Source organism: Acinetobacter sp. UNC436CL71CviS28 (genome assembly GCF_000620525.1).
Classification (GTDB): domain Bacteria; phylum Pseudomonadota; class Gammaproteobacteria; order Pseudomonadales; family Moraxellaceae; genus Acinetobacter; species Acinetobacter radioresistens.
The window spans coordinates 63,925-82,987 of sequence record NZ_JIBB01000006.1 but is presented as its reverse complement, the minus strand read 5'-3'; the positions used below and the strand labels follow the sequence as shown (position 1 = coordinate 82,987).

The window sequence follows — 19,063 nt, the reverse complement described above, 5'->3', positions numbered from 1 at the left end:
CTCAAGCTTAAAAAGCAAAGTCCACCAGCGCGCGAATAATGCCGAGAGTCAGTCCGATAAAAGCGCCTACGACTACGCCGTTGACACGGATCATGTGCAGGTCGCCACCCACTTCGTTCTCAATTTTGTCAATCATTTCCCGCGAATCCCATTCATGAATCCGCTCACTAATAAAATGAATCACCCGGTCACTGTACTGGTCACTAAAGCTAACAGCCAAACTACTCATCCGCTGATTCAGCAAGTGACGGACTTCTCTATTCTGCATCAGGTTCTCACCCACCTGCTGAATGGCAACTCTTAAATTCAGAGCAATTCCTGAATCCGGTTTTTCTAAATCGTCCTTGACAGCATTACACAATATAGCCACCGCGCCACTAATAAAGTTAAGTACTTGCGGACTGTCGAGCAGGGCATCCTTGGCACTGTTCAGACGTTGACTCGACAGACTATTTTCATCTGTCAGTTCCAGCATAAGCTGGCTTGCATATTGTTCAATGCTCTGTCGCCACGGATGCTCGGGATCAGCCAGCATGGACTCGACCCGGCCAAGCATCGAATCAACAGTCCGCTGCTGTACATCAATACCAATCCAGCTGGCGCCTCTTGCCAGTTTCCAGACACCGAGTTCCTTAAACAGCTTACGGGTCAGCTCACGTGTCTCTTCCGGATGTGACTTCATCCAGTCCTGAGCTAGATCCAGCCCACACTGCAATACATCCTGGTGAAAATCATTTTCCAGTACAGCACGCAACATTTCACTGGCCAAAGTGTTGATCTGGGTATTACGTACCCACTGCACACTATTATTCTGGATAAAACGGCCAATTTGCTCCTGCCCGACAAATTCAAAAATTTTGGGTACAGTCTGCTGGATAATCTGTACCACTTGCAGATTGTTATCTGGCTGAGCCAGCCACCGTCCGGCTGCCATGGCCAGATCAGTATCTTGCAGACTGCGTTCTACCACTGATGGAGACAGGAAGTTTTCCTGTACAAAGCGGCCCATAGATACGGCAATCCGATCCTTGTTGCGTGGAATGATTTCCGTATGGTCTTTTAAAAATGCCGGAATAGGAATACGACCAAAAGGATTCCGGAACAGAACTGTAATCGCATACCAGTCAGCAAGCCCGCCCACTACTCCAGCTTCAGCAGCAAGCATCAGGATCTGGATTAGCCAGGCATACTCTGGCACGAGCTTGGCCATGGCAATGAGTATGAGCCAGGCTATAACCGCCACAACCAGAGCGATTGTGGCATAACGTTTACTACGGTTCAGACTCGGAGAAGTCACAGGTTCAGCCATAAAATTTTATTTGTCCTTAATTTTTGTTTTTATCATTTGGTTGTGTCCTGGGCTGGTGCAGTCTGGGGTTGTAGGAGCTGACCAGTTGGACTGACTCCATATTTCTGTCCAATAGATGACAGAATAAGGCGTGCATCAAAGGCCTCCTGAGGCACATTTTTCTGCTCCTTGTAACATTCAATAGTATAGGAAACCTGAACCGGGTCAATATTTACCACTTGTGGCATATCATAAAACGGATCTGGCCAGAAGCCGGGATAACGCCGGTAATAAGCAGAAGGATAATAGGACCGGCTTGGATAGACGACTGCCTGACGGGGTGGCTGCTGGGTACGGTTGCTCGGATCATCCAGTACTTTAAAATAGCGAAAACCGTTTTGTACTGTGGTCTGTGCCGCTTTAACCAGGGTAATTTCTTCTGCAGTCCCATAACTGATATTGTCACGAGCTTGGTAACTGATACGATAGGTCTGCGCATTTAAAGCATAACTTGAGAATTGTCCCAACTGGTCAAATGTCAAAGGCTTGTGCGGGGTAGTAGCACAACCGCCAAGCAGCAGAGCTGTACCGAGAGCAAAACCTATAGATAAATTTTTCATCATACACCTCCTATCAGGAAGGACAGCACAATGGCTGGGGAGTGCAGGAAGGTTAAAAGCTGCTTCCTGGCTGATCTAGGAATTCCAGTTCTTCCGGAGTTGATTCACGGCCCAGAATTTTGTTGCGATGCGGATAACGCCCGAAACGTTCAATAATTTTCTTGTGACGTTTTTCATAATCCAGATTAACCGGATTACCCAGACGCTGAAAGAGCTTTAATGCAAATTCATGCATCATTTTTGATTCACTGTGCATGAATGGCATGTATAAAAAAGAACGTTGTTCAGGATTGAGCTGGGCATCCAGATTCAGGCTGATCGCTTCCTGGGCCAGAGCCAGAGCTAACCCGTCCTGTGCAAAAGCCAGCGGCTGGTCACGATAAAGGTTGCGGGAGAACTGATCTAGAACAATAATCTCGGCAAGGCGTCCATCGGCTGTTTTGCGCCATGACCAGAGCTCTGCCTGAACTGCTTGTGCATGAACTTTGCTAAAGTTCTGCCGTATTTTCTGATCAAAAGTATCACTTTTTGAAAACCATAGTGACTGGTGCTCAGGATTAAACCAGAAATCGAGGATCTCCTGATAATTCATAAGCTTTAATACCTATCAAGATTTATTTTTCAATAAAATCACAAATTTTCCGTGTCTTATACAGCAAGATTGTGATAAATATTTGCCGGGATAAACGCAGTATAATTGCCGGAAAATCAGTTGACTGTCACAGTAGAGCGGGTAAATCGCGTTATACTGCATGACTTAGATGATTTGAATTAATAGTTTTTAAAAGTGAGCCATGTATGAGTCAACCCGAATCAATCTCTCAAGTTTTGATACCAACATGGGTAGATTCTTCGCTCTTCAAAGGCATGTTGCGCGGGGTAGAACGGGAAGGCCTGCGCATGCAAAGTAATGGGTTTATCTCTCAAGGTCCGCATCCACACAGCCTGGGGGCGGCGCTCACTCATCCGCATATTACCACTGACTACTCTGAAGCCTTGATGGAATTCATTACGGCCCCTCAACCCGATATTCAGGCCATGCTGGCTGAACTGACAGATATTCATGCACTGGTTTACCAGCATCTTGAACATCAGGAAAAACTCTGGCCGCTTTCAATGCCGTGTATGCTGGACCGTGAAGAAGACAGTATTCAGCTGGCACAATATGGCTCATCTAATATCGGCCGGTTTAAAACCCTATATCGCCGTGGCTTAGGGGTGCGTTATGGCCGGCGTATGCAGACTATTGCAGGCGTCCATTATAATCTTTCATTTCCCGATGAGCTCTTTGAACAGTTACAGCAGCATGAGCAAGACAAAGCCTTAACACAGCTAAGTCTGCAAGATTATCGCAGCCATCGTTATTTTGGCCTAATCCGCAATTTCATCCGCCTGACACCACTGGTAATGTATCTGGTGGGCGCTAGTCCGTCAGTATGTCAATGCTTCTTAACAGGTCGCGAACATCACTTGCTGCCACTGGTTAAAGGAACTTTATATCTTCCATATGCTACCGCATTACGCATGGGGCGTTTTGGCTACCAGAATTCGGCACAAAAACAACTTGGTATTCACTATAACAATCTGTCTGGCTACCTGGATGGTCTACAAAAAGCTGTGAAAACCCCTTACGCTCAGTTTAGCCGTCTGGGACTAAAAGACGCAGATGGTGAACCGCTCCAGATTAATGATCATGTACTCCAGATTGAAAATGAATATTACAGTCTGGTCCGGCCAAAACAAGTACCAAGAGATGGAGAAACACCATCTGAGGCTTTAGCAAACCGTGGTGTCGGTTATGTGGAACTGCGGGCCGTCGATATTAATCCTTATAATCCGATTGGTATTGACGAAAATACTGCTGGTTTCCTTGAAGTGCTGGCTTTATATTGTCTGCTAAAAGACAGTCCAGACCTGCTGCCAGAAGAACAGGACCAGATTGAAAATAATCAGGCTGAAGTGGTCAACCGGGGCCGTGCTCCCAACAGTCACATCACTGAACGTGGCCAGGAACAATCTTTGGAGCAATGGGCTCAGGCACATGTTGTGGCCATGCAGCCTCTGGCGGTATTGCTGGATGAGGGCTATCACACCCAGCTGTATAGCCATGCCCTGCAACTGATGCAACAGCGTATTCAACAGGTTGATGAGACCTTATCAGCCCATGTAATTGCCGATACGATAAAATGGGGTGGAACCTGGAATCTGGGTAGCCACCTTGCACAAGAACATGCCAATTTTTATGAACAGCATGCACTTACACCAGAGAAGCAGGAATACTTTACAAAACTTGCACAGACATCGCTAGAGCAGCAACAGCAGCTTGAAGCCGATACCCGTATCAGTTTTGAAGATTATCTTGCCCATTATCAATAGTGAAAATAACAAGAGGTTGATCCATGCAATGGGGTAGTTATCGCTTCGTAAATGGTTTATTGCTGATTGCCAGTATTGTAGGGATGGCATTTGCACTTTATCTGGAACATGTCAAAGGCCTGGAACCTTGCCCTTTATGTGTCTTCCAGCGAATTGGCCTGATTGCGATGGGCTTGGTTGCCTTGGTGGCAGTAATTCATAATCCGGTATCGAATATAGTCAAACGTCTTTACGCTTTTTTGGCGACCTTAGCCATGATCTGGTCTGTAGGTGTTGCTGCGCGACACGTCTGGTTGCAGCATTTACCACCAGATCAAGTGCCAAGCTGTGGGCCGGGACTGGACTATCTGGTAGATGCCCTGCCATTGAAAACCGTTTTTCAGCAGGTTCTGACCGGTTCGGGCGAGTGTGCCATGGTAGACTGGACATTTTTAGGTCAGTCGCTACCGTTTTGGTCACTGGTATTTTTCTGTATCTTGTTAATGCTATGCTTATGGCAGCTGGTACGTAATTATCCTTATAGCAAAGCAGTCAAGAAAAAATATTAATCTGGTTCTACCTGATAAGATATCGAAAGGCCAGCTTGGAATATATCAAGCTGGCCTTTCAAATTCAGATAATTAAATAATTTATGAGCCATAAATTATTTAAGAGTAGCAGTGGCTATTTTATACTTTTAATGTTTTATGTCTCAGCAATATCTTCAAGTTTTATATTTTCTGTGTGCAGAATGTAGTAATCTAAACGTGTATTTTCAAGCAGAGGATCAGGATAGAACCACTGTACAATCTGCTGAGCAACCTGAGTATGATACTGGATCTCAAAATGGTTCAAGCCGAAAAATACTGCCTTGTGGTGTTCAGGTACCTTGAGCTGGAAACGTGGATTGGGATGTTCTCCCAAGGCACTTTTAATACTCACCAAATAATCACCAATAATCTTTAAAGCGCGGCTGTTAATATGTTCTGCTTCAACTGTACCCGCTACAAAAAAGGCCTGAATATGTGAAGGCAGGGGCGCAGGTTTACGGCTGTCATCCATTGTTCCAATACGCGCATCTAAATATTCCCAGTCGTCATCACGAACACTGCCATGGCGCAAGTCAATAATTCCATTACTACGAATATTTACCAGGTTACCAATCATATTAATCAGGGGGAAACGTCCGAGCTTTTCCTGCAAGGTAAAACCAAAACGCTCTAGAACCGCGCCATGATGCGGCGACCCCAGACAAACCAGATTCCCTACTTTACTCAACCAGCCCTGCATATTTTGCTTGCCATAAAATAAGGCACTACGAGACACTAATCCTCCCATACTATGACCAATCAGGTCAATCTGGCTAATGTCAGGGTTACGCTGGATCAAGTCATTCAGTAAATTGGCAAAACTGCGCCCATTGGCAGAAATTCGCCGTCCCGTATTATAGTTTAAATAAAGCATAGTACCGGGATGCGGTTGTGTCAGCAGATGCGCACCAATACCTGTAAAATTTGAATTGGCCCAGGTCAGGTGGTTCATGCAGAGTCCATGTACAAAAATAACCACTTTACCTTTAAGCCGGCCCTGTTGTACCCGACCATGGTGTTCATACAGAACCATAGGAAGTGCGAGCGGATTTTGCTGTGCTAAAAGATAATCACCTAATACACCGTTCAATATACCAATTAGAGAATGTAATTGCGGTGTCAGGTCTTTGCGATGCAGGCCGGGAAAGTGCTCAATAACTTGACGTAAACCAGGTGCAAGAAAATAATGGCCATAGCGTTGCAGGGCCCGGTAAGAAAACTGGTAAATCTTTTCTACACGGGGCAGGGCCTGAAAATATCTGGACTGCTGTTCACTCATGCCTAATGTGTTTAATAATAATTCACGGTGAATCATCTGCACCAGTTCATGTATACCGCTTAAACTGGTGGATGCCAGCTGTGCCAGTCCCTCTAAGAGATCTGCCTGACTGGGTGGCGTGCGGTCCCATCTACAATAGGTTTCATGCAGTGGCGTCAAACTTGGCATATTTATAGTCCTGATAGCCTGTTGGTTACATGTAGCCAGCTCTTTATTTTTTAAATATTTAAGAGTATAAAAACTACGCATCCCTGATGAGCTAAACATACTGTGAATAGAGAGATGAGCTGCATTTTTTTGTCCAACAATCTGCTTTTTCCTGTAATGATCAATTTTTAGGAAGACACTCGGATCTAAAATTTCGGACACATTAAGAGATAATAAATATTTTAATGAATATCATTTATTTACATGGCTTTAAAAGTAATTCGGACTCTATTAAAGGGCGGCTGCTTAAACAGTACTGTGCAGAGCATTTACCAGACATCAAGATCCATCTGCCTGACTTAAATATGCCGCCTGTCGAGGCATTAAAACAAATTTCTGAGCTGATTGAGGCTTTAGAAGATGTGGCTTTGGTAGGAAGCAGTCTGGGGGGCTTTTATGCGACACAACTGGTCGCTAAGCATAATATTCCAGCTGTACTGATTAATCCGGCTATGCGACCATGGTTACTCTTTCGAAAACTATTTGCTGTAGAATCCGTTCCTTATCCAGTGACCGAACACTGGACGCTTGATAATGCCCAGTTACAGCAGCTTGAACAGCTTGCAATTCCTTTTGCCCGGCATGCCGAAAAAATTTTGGTATTACTGCAACAAGGTGATGAAGTTTTGGATTATCGAGAGGCTCAGCGTTATTATAGTGCGCCTGCACATTCATCATTAATTATGACTGAAGCGCATGGCAGCCATGGGATGGACAATTTTGCAGAAAAACTTCCCATGGTGCTTGAATTTTTATCATATTCCATAAAATAAAGGAAATTGTACAACGTGTCTCAATATACGGCTCAATCACTTGAAGTTCTCTCTGGTCTGGATCCGGTCCGTCGCCGTCCAGGGATGTATACCGATACCACACGTCCTAACCATCTGGCACAGGAAGTGATTGATAATGCTGTAGACGAAGCACTGGCAGGACATGCTAACCAGATTACGGTTAAGGTCTATAAGGATGGCTCATTGTCGGTTGAGGACAATGGGCGTGGAATGCCGGTTGATATTCATCCGGAATACGGTCAGAGTGGCATTGAAATTATTCTGACCAAACTGCATGCCGGAGGTAAGTTCAGTACCGATAACTACCAGTTTTCGGGTGGTCTGCATGGTGTAGGTATTTCTGTAGTGAATGCTCTTTCAACCCGGGTAGAGGTTGAAGTACAACGGCAGGGCAATCTTTACAAAATGGCTTTTGAACATGGAGAGCCGGTTGGACCCTTAGAAGTTCTAGAAGGTAAAGCACCTAAGCGCGCCAGTGGAACCACAGTTCGGTTTTGGCCAGAAACCAGATATTTTGACAGCCCAAAATTTGCCTTGAAGGCGCTCAAACATAATTTGAAGGCCAAGGCAGTATTGGCAGCTGGTCTGAAAGTTAATTATATTGATGAAATTAATAATGAAAAAATAGAATGGCAGTTTGAAAACGGTCTGGTCGATTACCTTATGGATGAACTGCAGGAGCGGGAGATTGTTCCACAGCCTGCTTTTGTAGCAACAGGTGAGGCAGAACGAGCCAGTGCTGAATTTGCAATCTGCTGGAATACCGAAGGTGGTGAACAGATTCAGGAAAGTTATGTCAACCTGATTCCAACAGCTCAGGGAGGAACGCATGTAAATGGCTTGCGTTCAGGCATTACCGATGCATTACGGGAATTCTGTGAGCTGCGTAATCTATTGCCCCGTAATCTCAAGCTTTCGGCTGAAGACGTATGGGATGGGGTAAATTATATCCTGTCTTTAAAATTCCAGGAACCGCAGTTCTCTGGTCAGACCAAAGAACGTTTATCAAGCCGTGAAGCATCATCGATTGTGCAAAATATTGCTAAAGATGCTTTTACCCTATGGTTGAATCAGAATTCTGAAATTGCCATGCAACTGGCAGAAATGGCAATCTCTAAAGCTGGCCGGCGCCTGAAGGCGGCTAAAAAAGTCGAGCGGAAAAAAATTGTTTCGGGTCCGGCTTTACCTGGAAAACTGGCCGACTGTGCCGGCTTGACCCGTGAAGATAGTGAGCTGTTTATTGTAGAAGGGGACTCAGCTGGCGGTAGTGCCAAACAGGCGCGAGACAAAAATTTCCAGGCAATCATGCCGATTCGGGGAAAAATTCTGAACACCTGGGAAGTATCTTCCGATGAAGTGCTTGGCTCTCAGGAAGTCCATGATATCGCAATTGCTATCGGGGTCGATCCAGGCAGTGATGATCTGTCCGAATTGCGTTATGGGAAAGTCTGTATTTTGGCTGATGCTGACTCGGATGGCCTGCATATTGCCACTTTGCTTTGTGCCTTATTTGTTAAACACTTTCCAGCACTGGTTGAAGAGGGTCACTTATTTGTAGCAATGCCACCTTTATTCAGGATTGATGATGGTAAGGATGTGCATTACGCTCTGGATGAGGATGAACTTGAAGCCATCCTGAAAAAGACCAAAACCAAGACTCCACAGATTACCCGTTTTAAAGGTCTGGGTGAAATGAATGCCAGCCAGCTTCGTGAAACCACCATGGATCCAAATACCCGTCGTCTGGTACAACTTGATCTGGACGATATTCAACTGACAGCGGGTTTGCTCGACAAATTACTGGCCAAGAAGCGTTCTAGTGACCGCAAGCACTGGCTCGAACAAAAAGGGAATCTGGCTGATATTGTAGTGTAGGCCAAGAAAAATCTGTCCAATGTAGAACTTTGATATAAGTTAAAAAATCAAAGTATTAAAAAGCAGAGCCGTGGCTCTGCTTTAACCATTTAATCGTTGTTTAAAAATGGTATTTTACTAACGCACTTACGTTATTTTCGCGTACATCTGGTACACCGTATTTATTGTTCCAGAGAGAATATTCAATACCTAGGTAAAGACGGGTTTCAGGTGAAATATATTTACCGGCATTCCATTTAAGCTGGCTGGTCCAGTTCAGTTCACTTGCATGAGCTACTTCGTCATCTTCTGCAGTTGACCAGTCTAAAAATCCGTCAAATAGGAAGTCTTGGCTGCCTAATTTAAACGGTACTCCATAAGTGAGTGTCATCTGCCAGTCATCTTTCTGGATTTCATTATTTGCGCGATAAAAGTTGATGCTGGCATATTGAGTATAAGGAATAGCTAAATCAAAACCGATACCGTAGAGATAGTTGTTAAAACTCTCAATTCCATCACCGCTATTACCTTCCCAAGTGGTTGAAATCAGTACATCTTTAACTGGGCCGGCAGACAGTTTTTTACCTGAAACTTCGCCCAGGCTTAAGCGTGGAGAAAATTCAAAATAGGTACCTTTATTACCGCCGCTTTCAGTACGGTCTGCAAAAGCAAATACATCACCATATTGTAATTTGGCTGCATATTCAAAGGTTACAGTAGTTTGTTCCGGCTCTGTAGTAAGTTCATAGTTTTCACCGTACAGTCCGGTAATACTAAAATCCTGCCAGACTGGTTTGGCTTGAGCCATGGACGCAGTTGCTGCTAGAGCACATGCCAGTGCGATATGTTTAAATTTCATGTCAGTCTCTCCCCCGTAGACGGCATAAAGAATACACACTATTGTTTAAAAATAAAGACAAAATTTAAGCAGTAAAGAAAAAAAGTCCACCGAAGTGGACGCGCTAAAACAAATATAAGATAAACCCGGAATTAAAGCTGAAACTGAATGCATCAAGAATTTTAAGCGGAACTCTTGAAATTTTACTGAAACTCTCTGGTTAAAAAACTGGCCCTTCTCTAGTTATCTGGAATAGGTCTGAAAAATTATATATTTAGATCATACCGATTATAAAACAAGTTGCAACCTTAATCTCTGTATTCTATGAACTCAAAACGAATCTTCTTATAAAGGGAGCATGTCTAACCGGTTCGAAAATATAGCAGAAGGTTCTTCAAAAACCACTATGGCTTATTAAAGCAGGATTTATGCATATATCTAAATAGGTTTGTAGGGAAAAGCGTGATGTGTTGTTACCGTTGTGTATGCTTTAGAAATTTTTACAGAATTCACTTGCATATTTTTAAACTTAGCCCGATATTGAAGATAACAGCATGAATAAAATTTTAGCGAGAATTGAGCTAAAACAGGAGGATAGGCACAAAAAACTGCTCGGCAAATCATTAAGTATTGTGTTTAAGTCACCCGTAATAATGTGTCAATTCCAACAAGTTTTGCACAGGTAAGATTCGACCAGAAAGAAGAGGATGAGATTATGAACATTGAAATCCGTACAGATAAAAATATTCAAAACAGTGAACGTCTGATTAGCTATGTGCGTGCAGAACTAAACCAAGAATTCGAACGCCACAATGAGCGAATTACTCATTTTTCAGTTCATATCACCGATGAGAACGGCTTAAAAGGTGGAGATGACGATATCCGTTGTATGATCGAAGCCCGTCCTTCCGGATTAAAACCTGTTGCAGTCAAGCATAAAGCACCGAGTGTCGATTTAGCCATTCATGGAGCTATAGACAAATTGAAACGTAGTCTCGAGCATTTAATTGAAAAAAATGAACCTCAGCGTGGTGGTACTCTCGAAATACCAGATGAATTACCTGAGTAAGAAAAAAAGCCCCTTAGGGGCTTTTTTATGGCTTATTATTTTTATTCAACAATTTCCTTTCAACAAATAAATAATTCTTCGGCATAATAGGAGAAAATTTCCTGTAGAGTGCCAAGATATGTTAACTGCCCCACAACAAGCCTTGATCCAGGCCATAGAAGAATTAGATCTGGAGCAGGTACAGCGTCTTTTAAATGAGGGGCTCGACCCGAATTTTATTGATCCTGAAAAAGGTCCTCCTATTTCAGTAGTATGCGATGGCCTGTTTCAATGGTGGGAAGACGTTTCAGAAGCTTATGCTTCTGATCAACCTTTGACAGAGCAGGAAAAACAGCAAAAATTACAACCACATTTGGCGATACTTGATGCTTTAATTGAAGCTAAAGCCAATTTACACCTATGGGATGCCGAAGAGTTTTATGGTCCACTCTGGGATGCTGCAAGTGCTGCCTGTACTCCTGCTATACAACGTTTACTTGACCATAAAGTAGATCCAAATACTCGTGATGAGGAAGGTCAAACTATTCTCACATCGATCAGCGAATTATTCTTTGACTGCGATTTTGATAAAATAGACTGGACACAGTCACTACCTGAAGAAAAAAATGCATTGGAACTGCTACGTCAAAATGGCGCAAAAATGTCGAAAGAATTAATCTGATTTTGAGTAATCTTATGAATTTATCTAAAACTTTATCTTTTGTTATGCTTTCTACTGTAGCCGTACATACGATGGCTGCCGATTTTTCTTTTGACCGTCCAGGTACAGGTTTTGGCACCAGTATTACACCGGTAGGCCAGCTTGCATGGGAACAGGGATTACCGACAGTAAGTTATGATAAAAGTTATCAGGCTGGCGAAAAACAGAGAGTATTAAATTTAAATGCCGATACACTTTTACGGACCGGTTTAATGCCTGACCTGGAATTACAACTAGGCTGGCAAGGACCAGCCTGGACCCAGACTAAATATAATGGCAAAACAACAGAAGATGACGGTTTGGGTGATATCAGTATTGGTGTAAAAAAAGCCATAGACTTAGGTGATGAGCGTCTATCGATGGCAATTCTGGCAGAAGCTGTTCTGGCAACCGGTAATAGTGGTTTTAGTAATGAAGATGATATTTATAGTCTGAGTTCTGCTGTTGCCTATGTTTATAATGATCTGGTTAATACTTCAATCACAATGCGTTATGAAGTACAAGATGGTAACTGGGCAGTTACTGCTGTACCTACATTTGAATATCAGATTGCTGGCAAGTTGTCCGGTTTTTCTGAATTCGTTTATCGTAAGGCAGAAAGCCGGTCAGATGAAACCTCTCTAGCTTCAGGCCTGATGTATCAGGTTAATAATCGTACCCAGCTGGATGCTAGCGTCGGGGTCGGCCTTGCAGGAGACACACCGGATTATCAGGGTGGTTTAGGTATTTCTTACCTGTTTTAGGAAGTAATACAGATAAGATTAGTGAAAAGCCGGCATTTATTTAAATGCCGGCTTCTGCTGATATTTGATATTAGTTATTATTAATAAACAGAATATAAAACTATATTGACTGTCCTGTTGAATAATAAAATGACACTATCTTTCTGATTTTATTAAAAATCAGCTGCGATCAATTCGATGTGCAAATTCAGACAGGTCAGCGAGTGCCTGTTTACTTTCATCAAACCAGGCGCTGAACATTGAAAAGTTATGCCACATACCCGTATAAATTTTAAAATCTACCTCAACTCCAGCAGCTTCGGCCTTTTCCTTAAAACGCTGTGCATCATCTAGCAGAATTTCTTTAGAACCGACTTGAACCAGAGTTGGGGGTAAACCGCTGAAGTCACCAAATAAGGGTGAAACCTGTGGATCTGCTGTATCTATTGAAGGCGGTACATAGTATTCAATACCCCGTTCCAGTAATTCGACTGATAATAATGCATCAAGTTTACGGTTGTAGCGTAAGGATTCACTGGTCAAGGTCAGATCCAGAAATGGTGACATAAGTACCAGTGCACTCGGCAATGGTTGTTCATTCTGCTTGAGTCGTAAAATCAGTGCTAATGCAAGATTAGCTCCACAAGAATCACCTGACAAAATAATATCTTTGGGCTGAATATCTTGGTCGAGTAGAGTCTGGTAAATATCATATACAGCTTCCAGAGCTTCGGGGTATGGATGCTCTGGTGCCAAAGGATAGTCAATATGAACGACCTGCATCTGGGTTCGGGCAGCAAGCTCAGTCATAAAAGACCGGTGAGTAGCCAAACCTCCTAAAAAGAAAGCACCACCATGAATATGTAGAATCATCTGGGTAGCATTAGGTTGGGGCTTGATTTCTTCTGCGCGAACACCGGCTAACCGGAGTGCCCGGATCTCGACTTCAGGATTTTTGGGAAAGACTCGGCCCAACTGATTAAACGCAGTACGCAGTACAGGAAGAGGAAGAGCAAATTGGCTTGGTTTACGTACCAGCGATTTCAGCAGTGACTCGGCTAAAAATTGTTTAAAAATTGGGTCAATCTTCATACTTTTTCCATTATGGTGATTTACTATTTTTATTGAAGTGTATTTACCGACAGTTTTTACAAGCGTACACTAAACGGTCACATTCAAAAGTTGAATTCTTGTTGTGACTTCTTTAATACTAGGGTGGTCGACTAGTGCAGGACAAGGGAAGCTAGAAAAATGAAAAAAATCGCAATTGTGTTAGGACTGTTCAGTGTGACTGCTTTGGCAAATGCAGCTGATCCGCTTAATGGTACAGTATGGAAAACGATAGACGACCAGACTAATCAAGCGAAAGCCTTAGTCAAGTTTACTGAACAGAAAAATGGAACTCTGACAGCATCTATTCAGAATGTACTCACCAAAGGTGAGGAAAATGCCTGTACGAAATGTGAAGGTCCATACAAAAACAAGTCACTTAAAGGTTTAACCATTGTTCATAACCTGAAAAGTGTAGGTACCAACAAATATGATGGCGGTACCATTCTTGATCCGCAGTCAGGTAAAACCTATAAACTGAAAGGTGAGCTGGCTGAAGGTGGTAAAAAACTGAAATTGCGTGGTTATATCGGTGTATCAGCTCTAGGCCGTAACCAGACTTGGGTTCGCGCTAACTAAGCTTGAATTAAAGTCAAATTCGATAAAACTCCCGGCAAAATTGCCGGGATTTTTATATTTTAAACTTAGCTTCTCTCAGCAAGCGTTCGATAAGAAAATTCATCAAAACCTACTACATAGCCTTGTGGTGTTTTTAATACCGGACGTTTGACCAAGCTGGTATGGGTGATTAAGGTTTGAAGCAGCTGCTCTTCACTCTCTAGGGCTTTCTGCTGCTCTGTTTCCGAAAGTTTTCGCCAGGTGGTTCCTTTTTTATTAAGAATTACATCAGCTCCCATCTGGTCCAGCCATTCCTTGAGAGTTTCTTTATCTATTCCCTGTTTTTTATAGTCATGAAATGCATAGGGCAAGTTTAGTTCATTGAGCAGATCAAACGCTTTTTTCATTGAACTGCAATTTTTAATTCCATAAATTTTCAGCATATTACTATCTTTTTTAACCTTTTCGACAAGACTAAAGGTTAGCTAAAATTACTAGTATTGGCTATTCGATTGAAATTAAAGTTTTATGAAAGTGACACAGGACTGTCACATGAAAGACTTAAAATAATTTAATAAAGAAGTAAGATTTAAAAATATATAAATCAAGAGGGTTTTACAAAATGAGGGTCCTAAAATAGAGAAAACCCACATTTAATCATCCTGATCATGCGGGTCTCAAGCTAACGTCCATTGTCATGTCCTTAAAAAATAAGCTAAATCATTTAGATTATTTTCTTCATCCTACGGCTTCCGATCCTTTTCGTGTCATCCTGACCCATCCTTGTGCCGTAGCGGTATAATGCGCTTAAGCAGCTGTAATAAAAAGAAACAATAACTACAAATCATGTAGGACAAAAACTCACATTGAGTTTACAAGTGTACACTAATTTAGTTTATTTTATAGTCGATTATGACTGGTGCATGATCACTAAACCATTGTTCTTTATATACCCAGGCATTGACTGTACGGTTTTTCCAGTCTGGTGAACAAGCTTGGTAATCAATTCGCCAACCTACATTTTTAGCACGGGCCTGACCACGGTTGGACCACCACGAATAAAGTTCTGCTTCTGGACGAACTTCACGGAATGTATCTACATAACCCAGTTCATCATAGATATGGTCCAGCCACGCCCGTTCATGAGGTAGACAGCCGGAGGACTTCTGGTTACTTGACCAGTTTTTAATATCAATACGTTTATGTACGATATTATAATCCCCACAGATAATGATAGATTTGCCTTCCTCTCGCCACTGCTTAAGGATTTTTTGATACTCTTCTAAAAAGTGATCTTTACGTGCCTGTGCTTCATCACCAGATGAACCTGATGGTAAGTAAAGTGAACAGATATAAACCGGATAGCCGAGTCCTAAATCAAATTCAGCTGTAACAAAGCGGCCTTGGCTGTCAGCCAGTTCAAAACCTAGGCCATCTTTAACTGAAATAAAAGGCAGGCGGCTATAGATCGCAGTTCCAGCATAGCCTGGACGCTCAGCTGGAAACAGATGCGTGTACCAGCCTTCTGGTTTAAATTTATCGGTCCACTGCGCATGGGTAATCCGGCTCTCCTGCATGCAAATTACATCAGCATCAGACTGTTCCAACCATTCCAGCAGGCCTTTAGTCACTGAGGAACGTAAACCGTTTACGTTAATTGAAACTACACGTAGAATTTTTTGATCACCTGGATAGCTACTCTTTGGTATCATGCGCAAGTCTTACCTCAATCTAAAAATTTGGAGCACCTCATGACAACGCCTGTGCAATTTAACCCGCAAGCTTTCATCGAACTTGCCTTATCACGTGGTGTGCTTAAATTTGGTGAGTTTACTTTAAAATCAGGCCGTGTGAGTCCTTATTTTTTTAACGCAGGTTTACTTAATGATGGCGAAGCATTGTCATTACTGGCAGCAGGTTATGCTGACAAGCTGACAGAATGCAATCAGGTAGAAGTAATTTTCGGGCCAGCCTATAAAGGGATTCCATTTGTGGCCGCTACAGCTGTGGCTTTATCACAAAATCATGGTGTAAGTGTACCATGGGGCTTTAACCGTAAAGAAGCCAAGGATCATGGCGAAGGTGGAGTACTGGTAGGTGCTTCAGTACAAGGAAAAAAAGTCTGGATTATTGATGACGTGATTACTGCTGGCACAGCCATCCGTGAAGTAGTAACTATCCTTAAAAATGCGGGTGCATCAATTGCCGGCGTACTGGTTGCACTTGATCGCCAAGAAAAAGGACAGGGTGAACTCTCTGCAATTCAGGAAGTGCAGAAGGAGCTGGAGATTCCTGTACATGCACTGATTACGATGAAAGACTTGATGAATTATCTAGAAACGAAGGGCGATAAGGCGGCACTTTCAAAAATGGAAGCCTATCGAGTGAAATATGGGATCTGATATTCGGTCGAACAGTTTAAGCCTTTTAAAGCCCTATTTATAATAGGGCTTTATTCTTCTATTCAATCAAATAAAGTTATAACTCCTGACCAGTTTGAGTTCTTTATTTCGTTTTGATCACCTGGAAAAATCAGCCTATATAGAGGATCTAAAAATAATCAATAATATTAAGGTCTGACAGGGTTTTATATACTGACCCTTTTTATAAAGATATTTAACATGAAATAAAAGCTTTACTAAAATTGAGAAAAAAGCACAGTTAATCTCCGCTATACTTTTCTGGATTAAAAATTGATAGAGCAAAGACAGATGCGCGTACTTGTTGTGATGGATCCGATCGAAAATGTAAATCTGAAAAAGGACTCAACCATGGCCATGCTATGGGCAGCCAGCCGTCGTGGCCATGAACTCGGTTATGCATTACAGCAAGACTTATACATTGATCAGGGTAAAGCCTGGGGCCTGATTTCTCCTTTAAAAGTATTTGAAGACTATAATCATTACTACGAGTTAGGCGAAAAACAAAAAGAATCAATCGCAGCCTATGATGTGGTATTGATGCGTAAAGATCCGCCATTTGACATGAACTTTGTCTATACAACTTATATTCTGGAGCAGGCAGAGCGGGAAGGTGCACGTATTGTCAATAAACCGCAGAGCCTGCGCGACTGTAACGAAAAACTGTTTGCAACTCAGTTTCCAGAATTGCAGGTGCCAACCCTGGTGACCTCACAGCAACAGCTGATTCGTGAATTTATTGCAGAACATCAGGATGTGATTGTCAAACCACTTGATGGTATGGGCGGCGCTGGAATTTTCCGCTTAAGTGCGACAGGAGCCAATATTGGTTCCACACTAGAAATGCTGACTCAACTCGGACAACAGCCAATTATGGCACAGCGTTATATTCCGGAAATTGTTGATGGTGATAAACGTATTTTAATGATCAACGGAGAGCCTGTACCATACTGCTTGGCGCGTATTCCACAAAATGGTGAAATACGCGGTAATCTGGCAGCAGGTGGTTTGGGTGAGGCCCGTCTCTTAACTGAAAATGATAAAGCAATTGCAGCTAAAGTTGGACCTTACCTGAGGGAGAAGGGCCTGATCTTTGTAGGCCTTGACGTTATTGGTAATTATGTGACTGAAATTAACGTTACTAGTCCAACCTGTATTCGCGAAATTGATAACCAGTTTGGTACTTCAATTGCAGATGATCTGTTTGAAGCTCTGGAAAACAGCTCCTCAGCTTAAAACTGGAAATATAAAGAAGCCCAGATCTGGGCTTCTTTATATTTTATAGGGATAGCGCTGAAATAATTGTATGGTCAAGATCAGACCAAGTACAGAGAGAATCGTACTGACCCAAGCGATCATGCTCCAGAGCTGAGTATAAGAAATTAAGGCTGCAGTCAGTGGTGGAACAGTAAGTTGTGCAAAAGCAGAGACTTGTAGGACTAACCCGATACTGGTTGCTGTGGTATTTGGCTGTGGTGCATAATGCAGACTAATGGCAAAAATAGTAGTGGGAATAAAACCTCCCAATATTGAAAACACCATGATAGCCAGATATTTCAGACCAAAAGACAAATTAAAATAAGTAGAGAAAGCCAGCCAGCACATCATGACCATAAGTATAAAACCTGTACTAATGAGCCGTGCAGGTGCCAGACCACGATGTAATAAAAAACCGGAAGTAAACGTGCCTAAAATATTAGAGACTGAAACAAGAGCAGTCAGTGTTCCGGCAACTTTTAGATTAATTTGCTCATCAAGATACAATGTCGGTAAAAAGCCAATTACTGTCAGCCATTGACTGGTATAGCAGGCAAAAATAAGAGCCAAGATCAGTACAGGCGGATGACTTAAGGTTGTTCTCAAAAGCTTAATGAATAAAGGGAAGGAGCTATTTTGTATTTTGTTGATAGGCGGTAACTGTAGGTACACGACAGCCGCCAGCAGCAGGCAAGATAAGCCAAGCATATTCCAGATCTGCTGCCAGCTCCAGAACTCTAACAGGAATGGTATAAACAGCAGGGCGAGACCCACACCTAATCCCATATAGGATCCCCACAACCCCATTTTCAGGTTAAGTGATTCAGGCGTACTCAGCTGTTTAAGCAAAGCTGGAGCACATAAAGTGATAAAAAGGAAGCCAATACCTTCAATAAAACGGAAAATAAACAGGCTATAAAGATCGTTAATCCATAAACTGCCCATGCTTGCACAGCCTAGAATGACTAAACCCAATGTAAGACATCTTTTTAAACCAAAATATTGTGAAAGCCCACCCAAGCTTAGAGCAAAACACATACCAGCTGCTTGTACCAGCGAAAGCGCTAAACCTGCCTGAGTTAAACTCAGGCCAATTTCCTGCTGTAGAATGGGTAAACCCGCAGATAGTTTACCTACGTGAATAGCGGCTAGGTAACCTGCGAAAATGATGCAAAAATTAGTCTTTAAAGAAGCTAGAGCCACGTTTTTCATCCATGAAAATACTGGAGTTTTTTTGAATATTAAGAGAATTTTTTTATAGTTTATAATGAGATTCTATAAAAAAATTATAATTTTTGCATAATATGATAATTTTAATTTTTATTAATCTTATATTTGAATCAGTAAAGCTCTTATACAAAACTTTACTCAAGAGAAAAATCATAATAAAGAACGAGAAGGG

The 19,063-nt window shown here is 42.3% G+C and carries 19 protein-coding genes; 10 read left to right on the top strand and 9 right to left on the bottom strand.

Features of this window, described 5'->3' with window-relative positions; all coding sequences use genetic code 11:
• Positions 1–7 precede the first annotated feature (7 nt).
• From N518_RS0104420 to N518_RS0104410, 3 genes are read right to left on the bottom strand one after another with little or no spacing between them, the layout of a single operon-like run.
• Positions 8–1,309, bottom strand: coding sequence for a DUF445 domain-containing protein (locus tag N518_RS0104420; protein WP_026444016.1), 1,302 nt, complete (start codon positions 1,307–1,309; stop codon positions 8–10).
• Between the two features lie 32 nt (positions 1,310–1,341).
• Positions 1,342–1,908, bottom strand: coding sequence for a CC0125/CC1285 family lipoprotein (locus tag N518_RS0104415; protein ID WP_005024005.1), 567 nt, complete (start codon positions 1,906–1,908; stop codon positions 1,342–1,344).
• A 52-nt stretch (positions 1,909–1,960) separates the two neighbouring features.
• Positions 1,961–2,500, bottom strand: coding sequence for a DUF924 family protein (locus N518_RS0104410; protein WP_005017768.1), 540 nt, complete (start codon positions 2,498–2,500; stop codon positions 1,961–1,963).
• Positions 2,501–2,706: 206 nt separating this feature from the next.
• Here N518_RS0104410 and gshA point away from each other — a divergent pair, with 206 nt between their 5' ends.
• Together gshA and N518_RS0104400 are read left to right on the top strand one after the other, a co-directional pair.
• Entirely contained in the window at positions 2,707–4,284 is a 1,578-nt protein-coding gene (gene gshA, locus N518_RS0104405; RefSeq protein WP_005017771.1) for a glutamate--cysteine ligase, read from the top strand.
• Between the two features lie 23 nt (positions 4,285–4,307).
• Entirely contained in the window at positions 4,308–4,832 is a 525-nt protein-coding gene (locus N518_RS0104400; RefSeq protein WP_005024008.1) for a disulfide bond formation protein B, read from the top strand.
• Between the two features lie 136 nt (positions 4,833–4,968).
• Here N518_RS0104400 and N518_RS0104390 read toward each other — a convergent pair whose 3' ends face one another.
• The gene (locus N518_RS0104390) at positions 4,969–6,300 is read right to left on the bottom strand and encodes an alpha/beta fold hydrolase (RefSeq protein WP_005404662.1); all 1,332 of its coding nucleotides are present in this window, start codon (positions 6,298–6,300) and stop codon (positions 4,969–4,971) included.
• Positions 6,301–6,524: 224 nt separating this feature from the next.
• Between N518_RS0104390 and N518_RS0104385 the strand changes: the two genes are divergently transcribed.
• Both N518_RS0104385 and parE read left to right on the top strand, forming a co-directional pair.
• Complete coding sequence (locus N518_RS0104385) at positions 6,525–7,112, top strand: YqiA/YcfP family alpha/beta fold hydrolase (protein WP_017400579.1); 588 nt, start codon at positions 6,525–6,527, stop codon at positions 7,110–7,112.
• Between the two features lie 15 nt (positions 7,113–7,127).
• Positions 7,128–9,008 (top strand): DNA topoisomerase IV subunit B, encoded by a 1,881-nt coding sequence (gene parE, locus N518_RS0104380; protein WP_017400578.1) that lies wholly within the window; start codon positions 7,128–7,130, stop codon positions 9,006–9,008.
• A gap of 100 nt (positions 9,009–9,108) precedes the next feature.
• Here the strand turns inward: parE and N518_RS0104375 are convergent, their stop codons facing one another.
• On the bottom strand, positions 9,109–9,846 hold the full coding sequence (locus N518_RS0104375) for an outer membrane protein OmpK (protein ID WP_017400577.1): 738 nt from the start codon (positions 9,844–9,846) through the stop codon (positions 9,109–9,111).
• Between the two features lie 694 nt (positions 9,847–10,540).
• Here N518_RS0104375 and N518_RS0104370 point away from each other — a divergent pair.
• From N518_RS0104370 to N518_RS0104360, 3 genes are all read left to right on the top strand, one after another.
• Positions 10,541–10,894 (top strand): HPF/RaiA family ribosome-associated protein, encoded by a 354-nt coding sequence (locus N518_RS0104370; RefSeq protein ID WP_005017781.1) that lies wholly within the window; start codon positions 10,541–10,543, stop codon positions 10,892–10,894.
• A gap of 118 nt (positions 10,895–11,012) precedes the next feature.
• Positions 11,013–11,555, top strand: coding sequence for an ankyrin repeat domain-containing protein (locus tag N518_RS0104365; RefSeq protein ID WP_005017789.1), 543 nt, complete (start codon positions 11,013–11,015; stop codon positions 11,553–11,555).
• A gap of 14 nt (positions 11,556–11,569) precedes the next feature.
• Complete coding sequence (locus N518_RS0104360; protein ID WP_017400576.1) at positions 11,570–12,337, top strand: transporter; 768 nt, start codon at positions 11,570–11,572, stop codon at positions 12,335–12,337.
• 159 nt (positions 12,338–12,496) lie between these two features.
• Here the strand turns inward: N518_RS0104360 and N518_RS0104355 are convergent, their stop codons facing one another.
• The gene (locus N518_RS0104355) at positions 12,497–13,408 is read right to left on the bottom strand and encodes an alpha/beta hydrolase (RefSeq protein ID WP_005017796.1); all 912 of its coding nucleotides are present in this window, start codon (positions 13,406–13,408) and stop codon (positions 12,497–12,499) included.
• 159 nt (positions 13,409–13,567) lie between these two features.
• On the opposite strand from N518_RS0104355, the gene N518_RS0104350 reads away from it, so the two are divergent.
• Positions 13,568–14,005 (top strand): DUF2147 domain-containing protein, encoded by a 438-nt coding sequence (locus tag N518_RS0104350; RefSeq protein WP_005017798.1) that lies wholly within the window; start codon positions 13,568–13,570, stop codon positions 14,003–14,005.
• Between the two features lie 65 nt (positions 14,006–14,070).
• Here the strand turns inward: N518_RS0104350 and N518_RS0104345 are convergent, their stop codons facing one another.
• Entirely contained in the window at positions 14,071–14,427 is a 357-nt protein-coding gene (locus tag N518_RS0104345; protein WP_016801229.1) for a Spx/MgsR family RNA polymerase-binding regulatory protein, read from the bottom strand.
• A 447-nt stretch (positions 14,428–14,874) separates the two neighbouring features.
• Entirely contained in the window at positions 14,875–15,696 is an 822-nt protein-coding gene (locus tag N518_RS0104340; RefSeq protein ID WP_026444015.1) for an exodeoxyribonuclease III, read from the bottom strand.
• A gap of 39 nt (positions 15,697–15,735) precedes the next feature.
• On the opposite strand from N518_RS0104340, the gene pyrE reads away from it, so the two are divergent.
• Positions 15,736–16,386, top strand: a complete 651-nt coding sequence (gene pyrE / locus N518_RS0104335; protein ID WP_005024028.1) for an orotate phosphoribosyltransferase — start codon at positions 15,736–15,738, stop codon at positions 16,384–16,386.
• Positions 16,387–16,695: 309 nt separating this feature from the next.
• Positions 16,696–17,640, top strand: coding sequence for a glutathione synthase (gene gshB, locus N518_RS0104330; protein WP_005024030.1), 945 nt, complete (start codon positions 16,696–16,698; stop codon positions 17,638–17,640).
• 36 nt (positions 17,641–17,676) lie between these two features.
• Here the strand turns inward: gshB and N518_RS0104325 are convergent, their stop codons facing one another.
• A complete protein-coding gene (locus tag N518_RS0104325; protein WP_005024033.1) occupies positions 17,677–18,873 on the bottom strand; it encodes a CynX/NimT family MFS transporter in 1,197 nt (398 codons plus the stop codon).
• Positions 18,874–19,063: the final 190 nt, after the last annotated feature.

What these genes read in the sequence shown, in the direction of transcription:
- N518_RS0104415 (WP_005024005.1), bottom strand. Translation starts at nt 1,908, where the DNA reads ATGAAAAATTTATCTATAGGTTTTGCTCTCGGTACAGCTCTGCTGCTT.
- N518_RS0104365 (WP_005017789.1), top strand. Translation starts at nt 11,013, where the DNA reads ATGTTAACTGCCCCACAACAAGCCTTGATCCAGGCCATAGAAGAATTA.
- N518_RS0104350 (WP_005017798.1), top strand. Translation starts at nt 13,568, where the DNA reads ATGAAAAAAATCGCAATTGTGTTAGGACTGTTCAGTGTGACTGCTTTG.
- N518_RS0104400 (WP_005024008.1), top strand. Translation starts at nt 4,308, where the DNA reads ATGCAATGGGGTAGTTATCGCTTCGTAAATGGTTTATTGCTGATTGCC.
- N518_RS0104410 (WP_005017768.1), bottom strand. Translation starts at nt 2,500, where the DNA reads ATGAATTATCAGGAGATCCTCGATTTCTGGTTTAATCCTGAGCACCAG.
- N518_RS0104355 (WP_005017796.1), bottom strand. Translation starts at nt 13,408, where the DNA reads ATGAAGATTGACCCAATTTTTAAACAATTTTTAGCCGAGTCACTGCTG.
- N518_RS0104370 (WP_005017781.1), top strand. Translation starts at nt 10,541, where the DNA reads ATGAACATTGAAATCCGTACAGATAAAAATATTCAAAACAGTGAACGT.
- N518_RS0104385 (WP_017400579.1), top strand. Translation starts at nt 6,525, where the DNA reads ATGAATATCATTTATTTACATGGCTTTAAAAGTAATTCGGACTCTATT.
- N518_RS0104360 (WP_017400576.1), top strand. Translation starts at nt 11,570, where the DNA reads ATGAATTTATCTAAAACTTTATCTTTTGTTATGCTTTCTACTGTAGCC.
- gshB (WP_005024030.1), top strand. Translation starts at nt 16,696, where the DNA reads ATGCGCGTACTTGTTGTGATGGATCCGATCGAAAATGTAAATCTGAAA.
- N518_RS0104345 (WP_016801229.1), bottom strand. Translation starts at nt 14,427, where the DNA reads ATGCTGAAAATTTATGGAATTAAAAATTGCAGTTCAATGAAAAAAGCG.
- N518_RS0104340 (WP_026444015.1), bottom strand. Translation starts at nt 15,696, where the DNA reads ATGATACCAAAGAGTAGCTATCCAGGTGATCAAAAAATTCTACGTGTA.
- gshA (WP_005017771.1), top strand. Translation starts at nt 2,707, where the DNA reads ATGAGTCAACCCGAATCAATCTCTCAAGTTTTGATACCAACATGGGTA.
- N518_RS0104325 (WP_005024033.1), bottom strand. Translation starts at nt 18,873, where the DNA reads ATGAAAAACGTGGCTCTAGCTTCTTTAAAGACTAATTTTTGCATCATT.
- pyrE (WP_005024028.1), top strand. Translation starts at nt 15,736, where the DNA reads ATGACAACGCCTGTGCAATTTAACCCGCAAGCTTTCATCGAACTTGCC.
- N518_RS0104375 (WP_017400577.1), bottom strand. Translation starts at nt 9,846, where the DNA reads ATGAAATTTAAACATATCGCACTGGCATGTGCTCTAGCAGCAACTGCG.
- N518_RS0104420 (WP_026444016.1), bottom strand. Translation starts at nt 1,309, where the DNA reads ATGGCTGAACCTGTGACTTCTCCGAGTCTGAACCGTAGTAAACGTTAT.
- N518_RS0104390 (WP_005404662.1), bottom strand. Translation starts at nt 6,300, where the DNA reads ATGCCAAGTTTGACGCCACTGCATGAAACCTATTGTAGATGGGACCGC.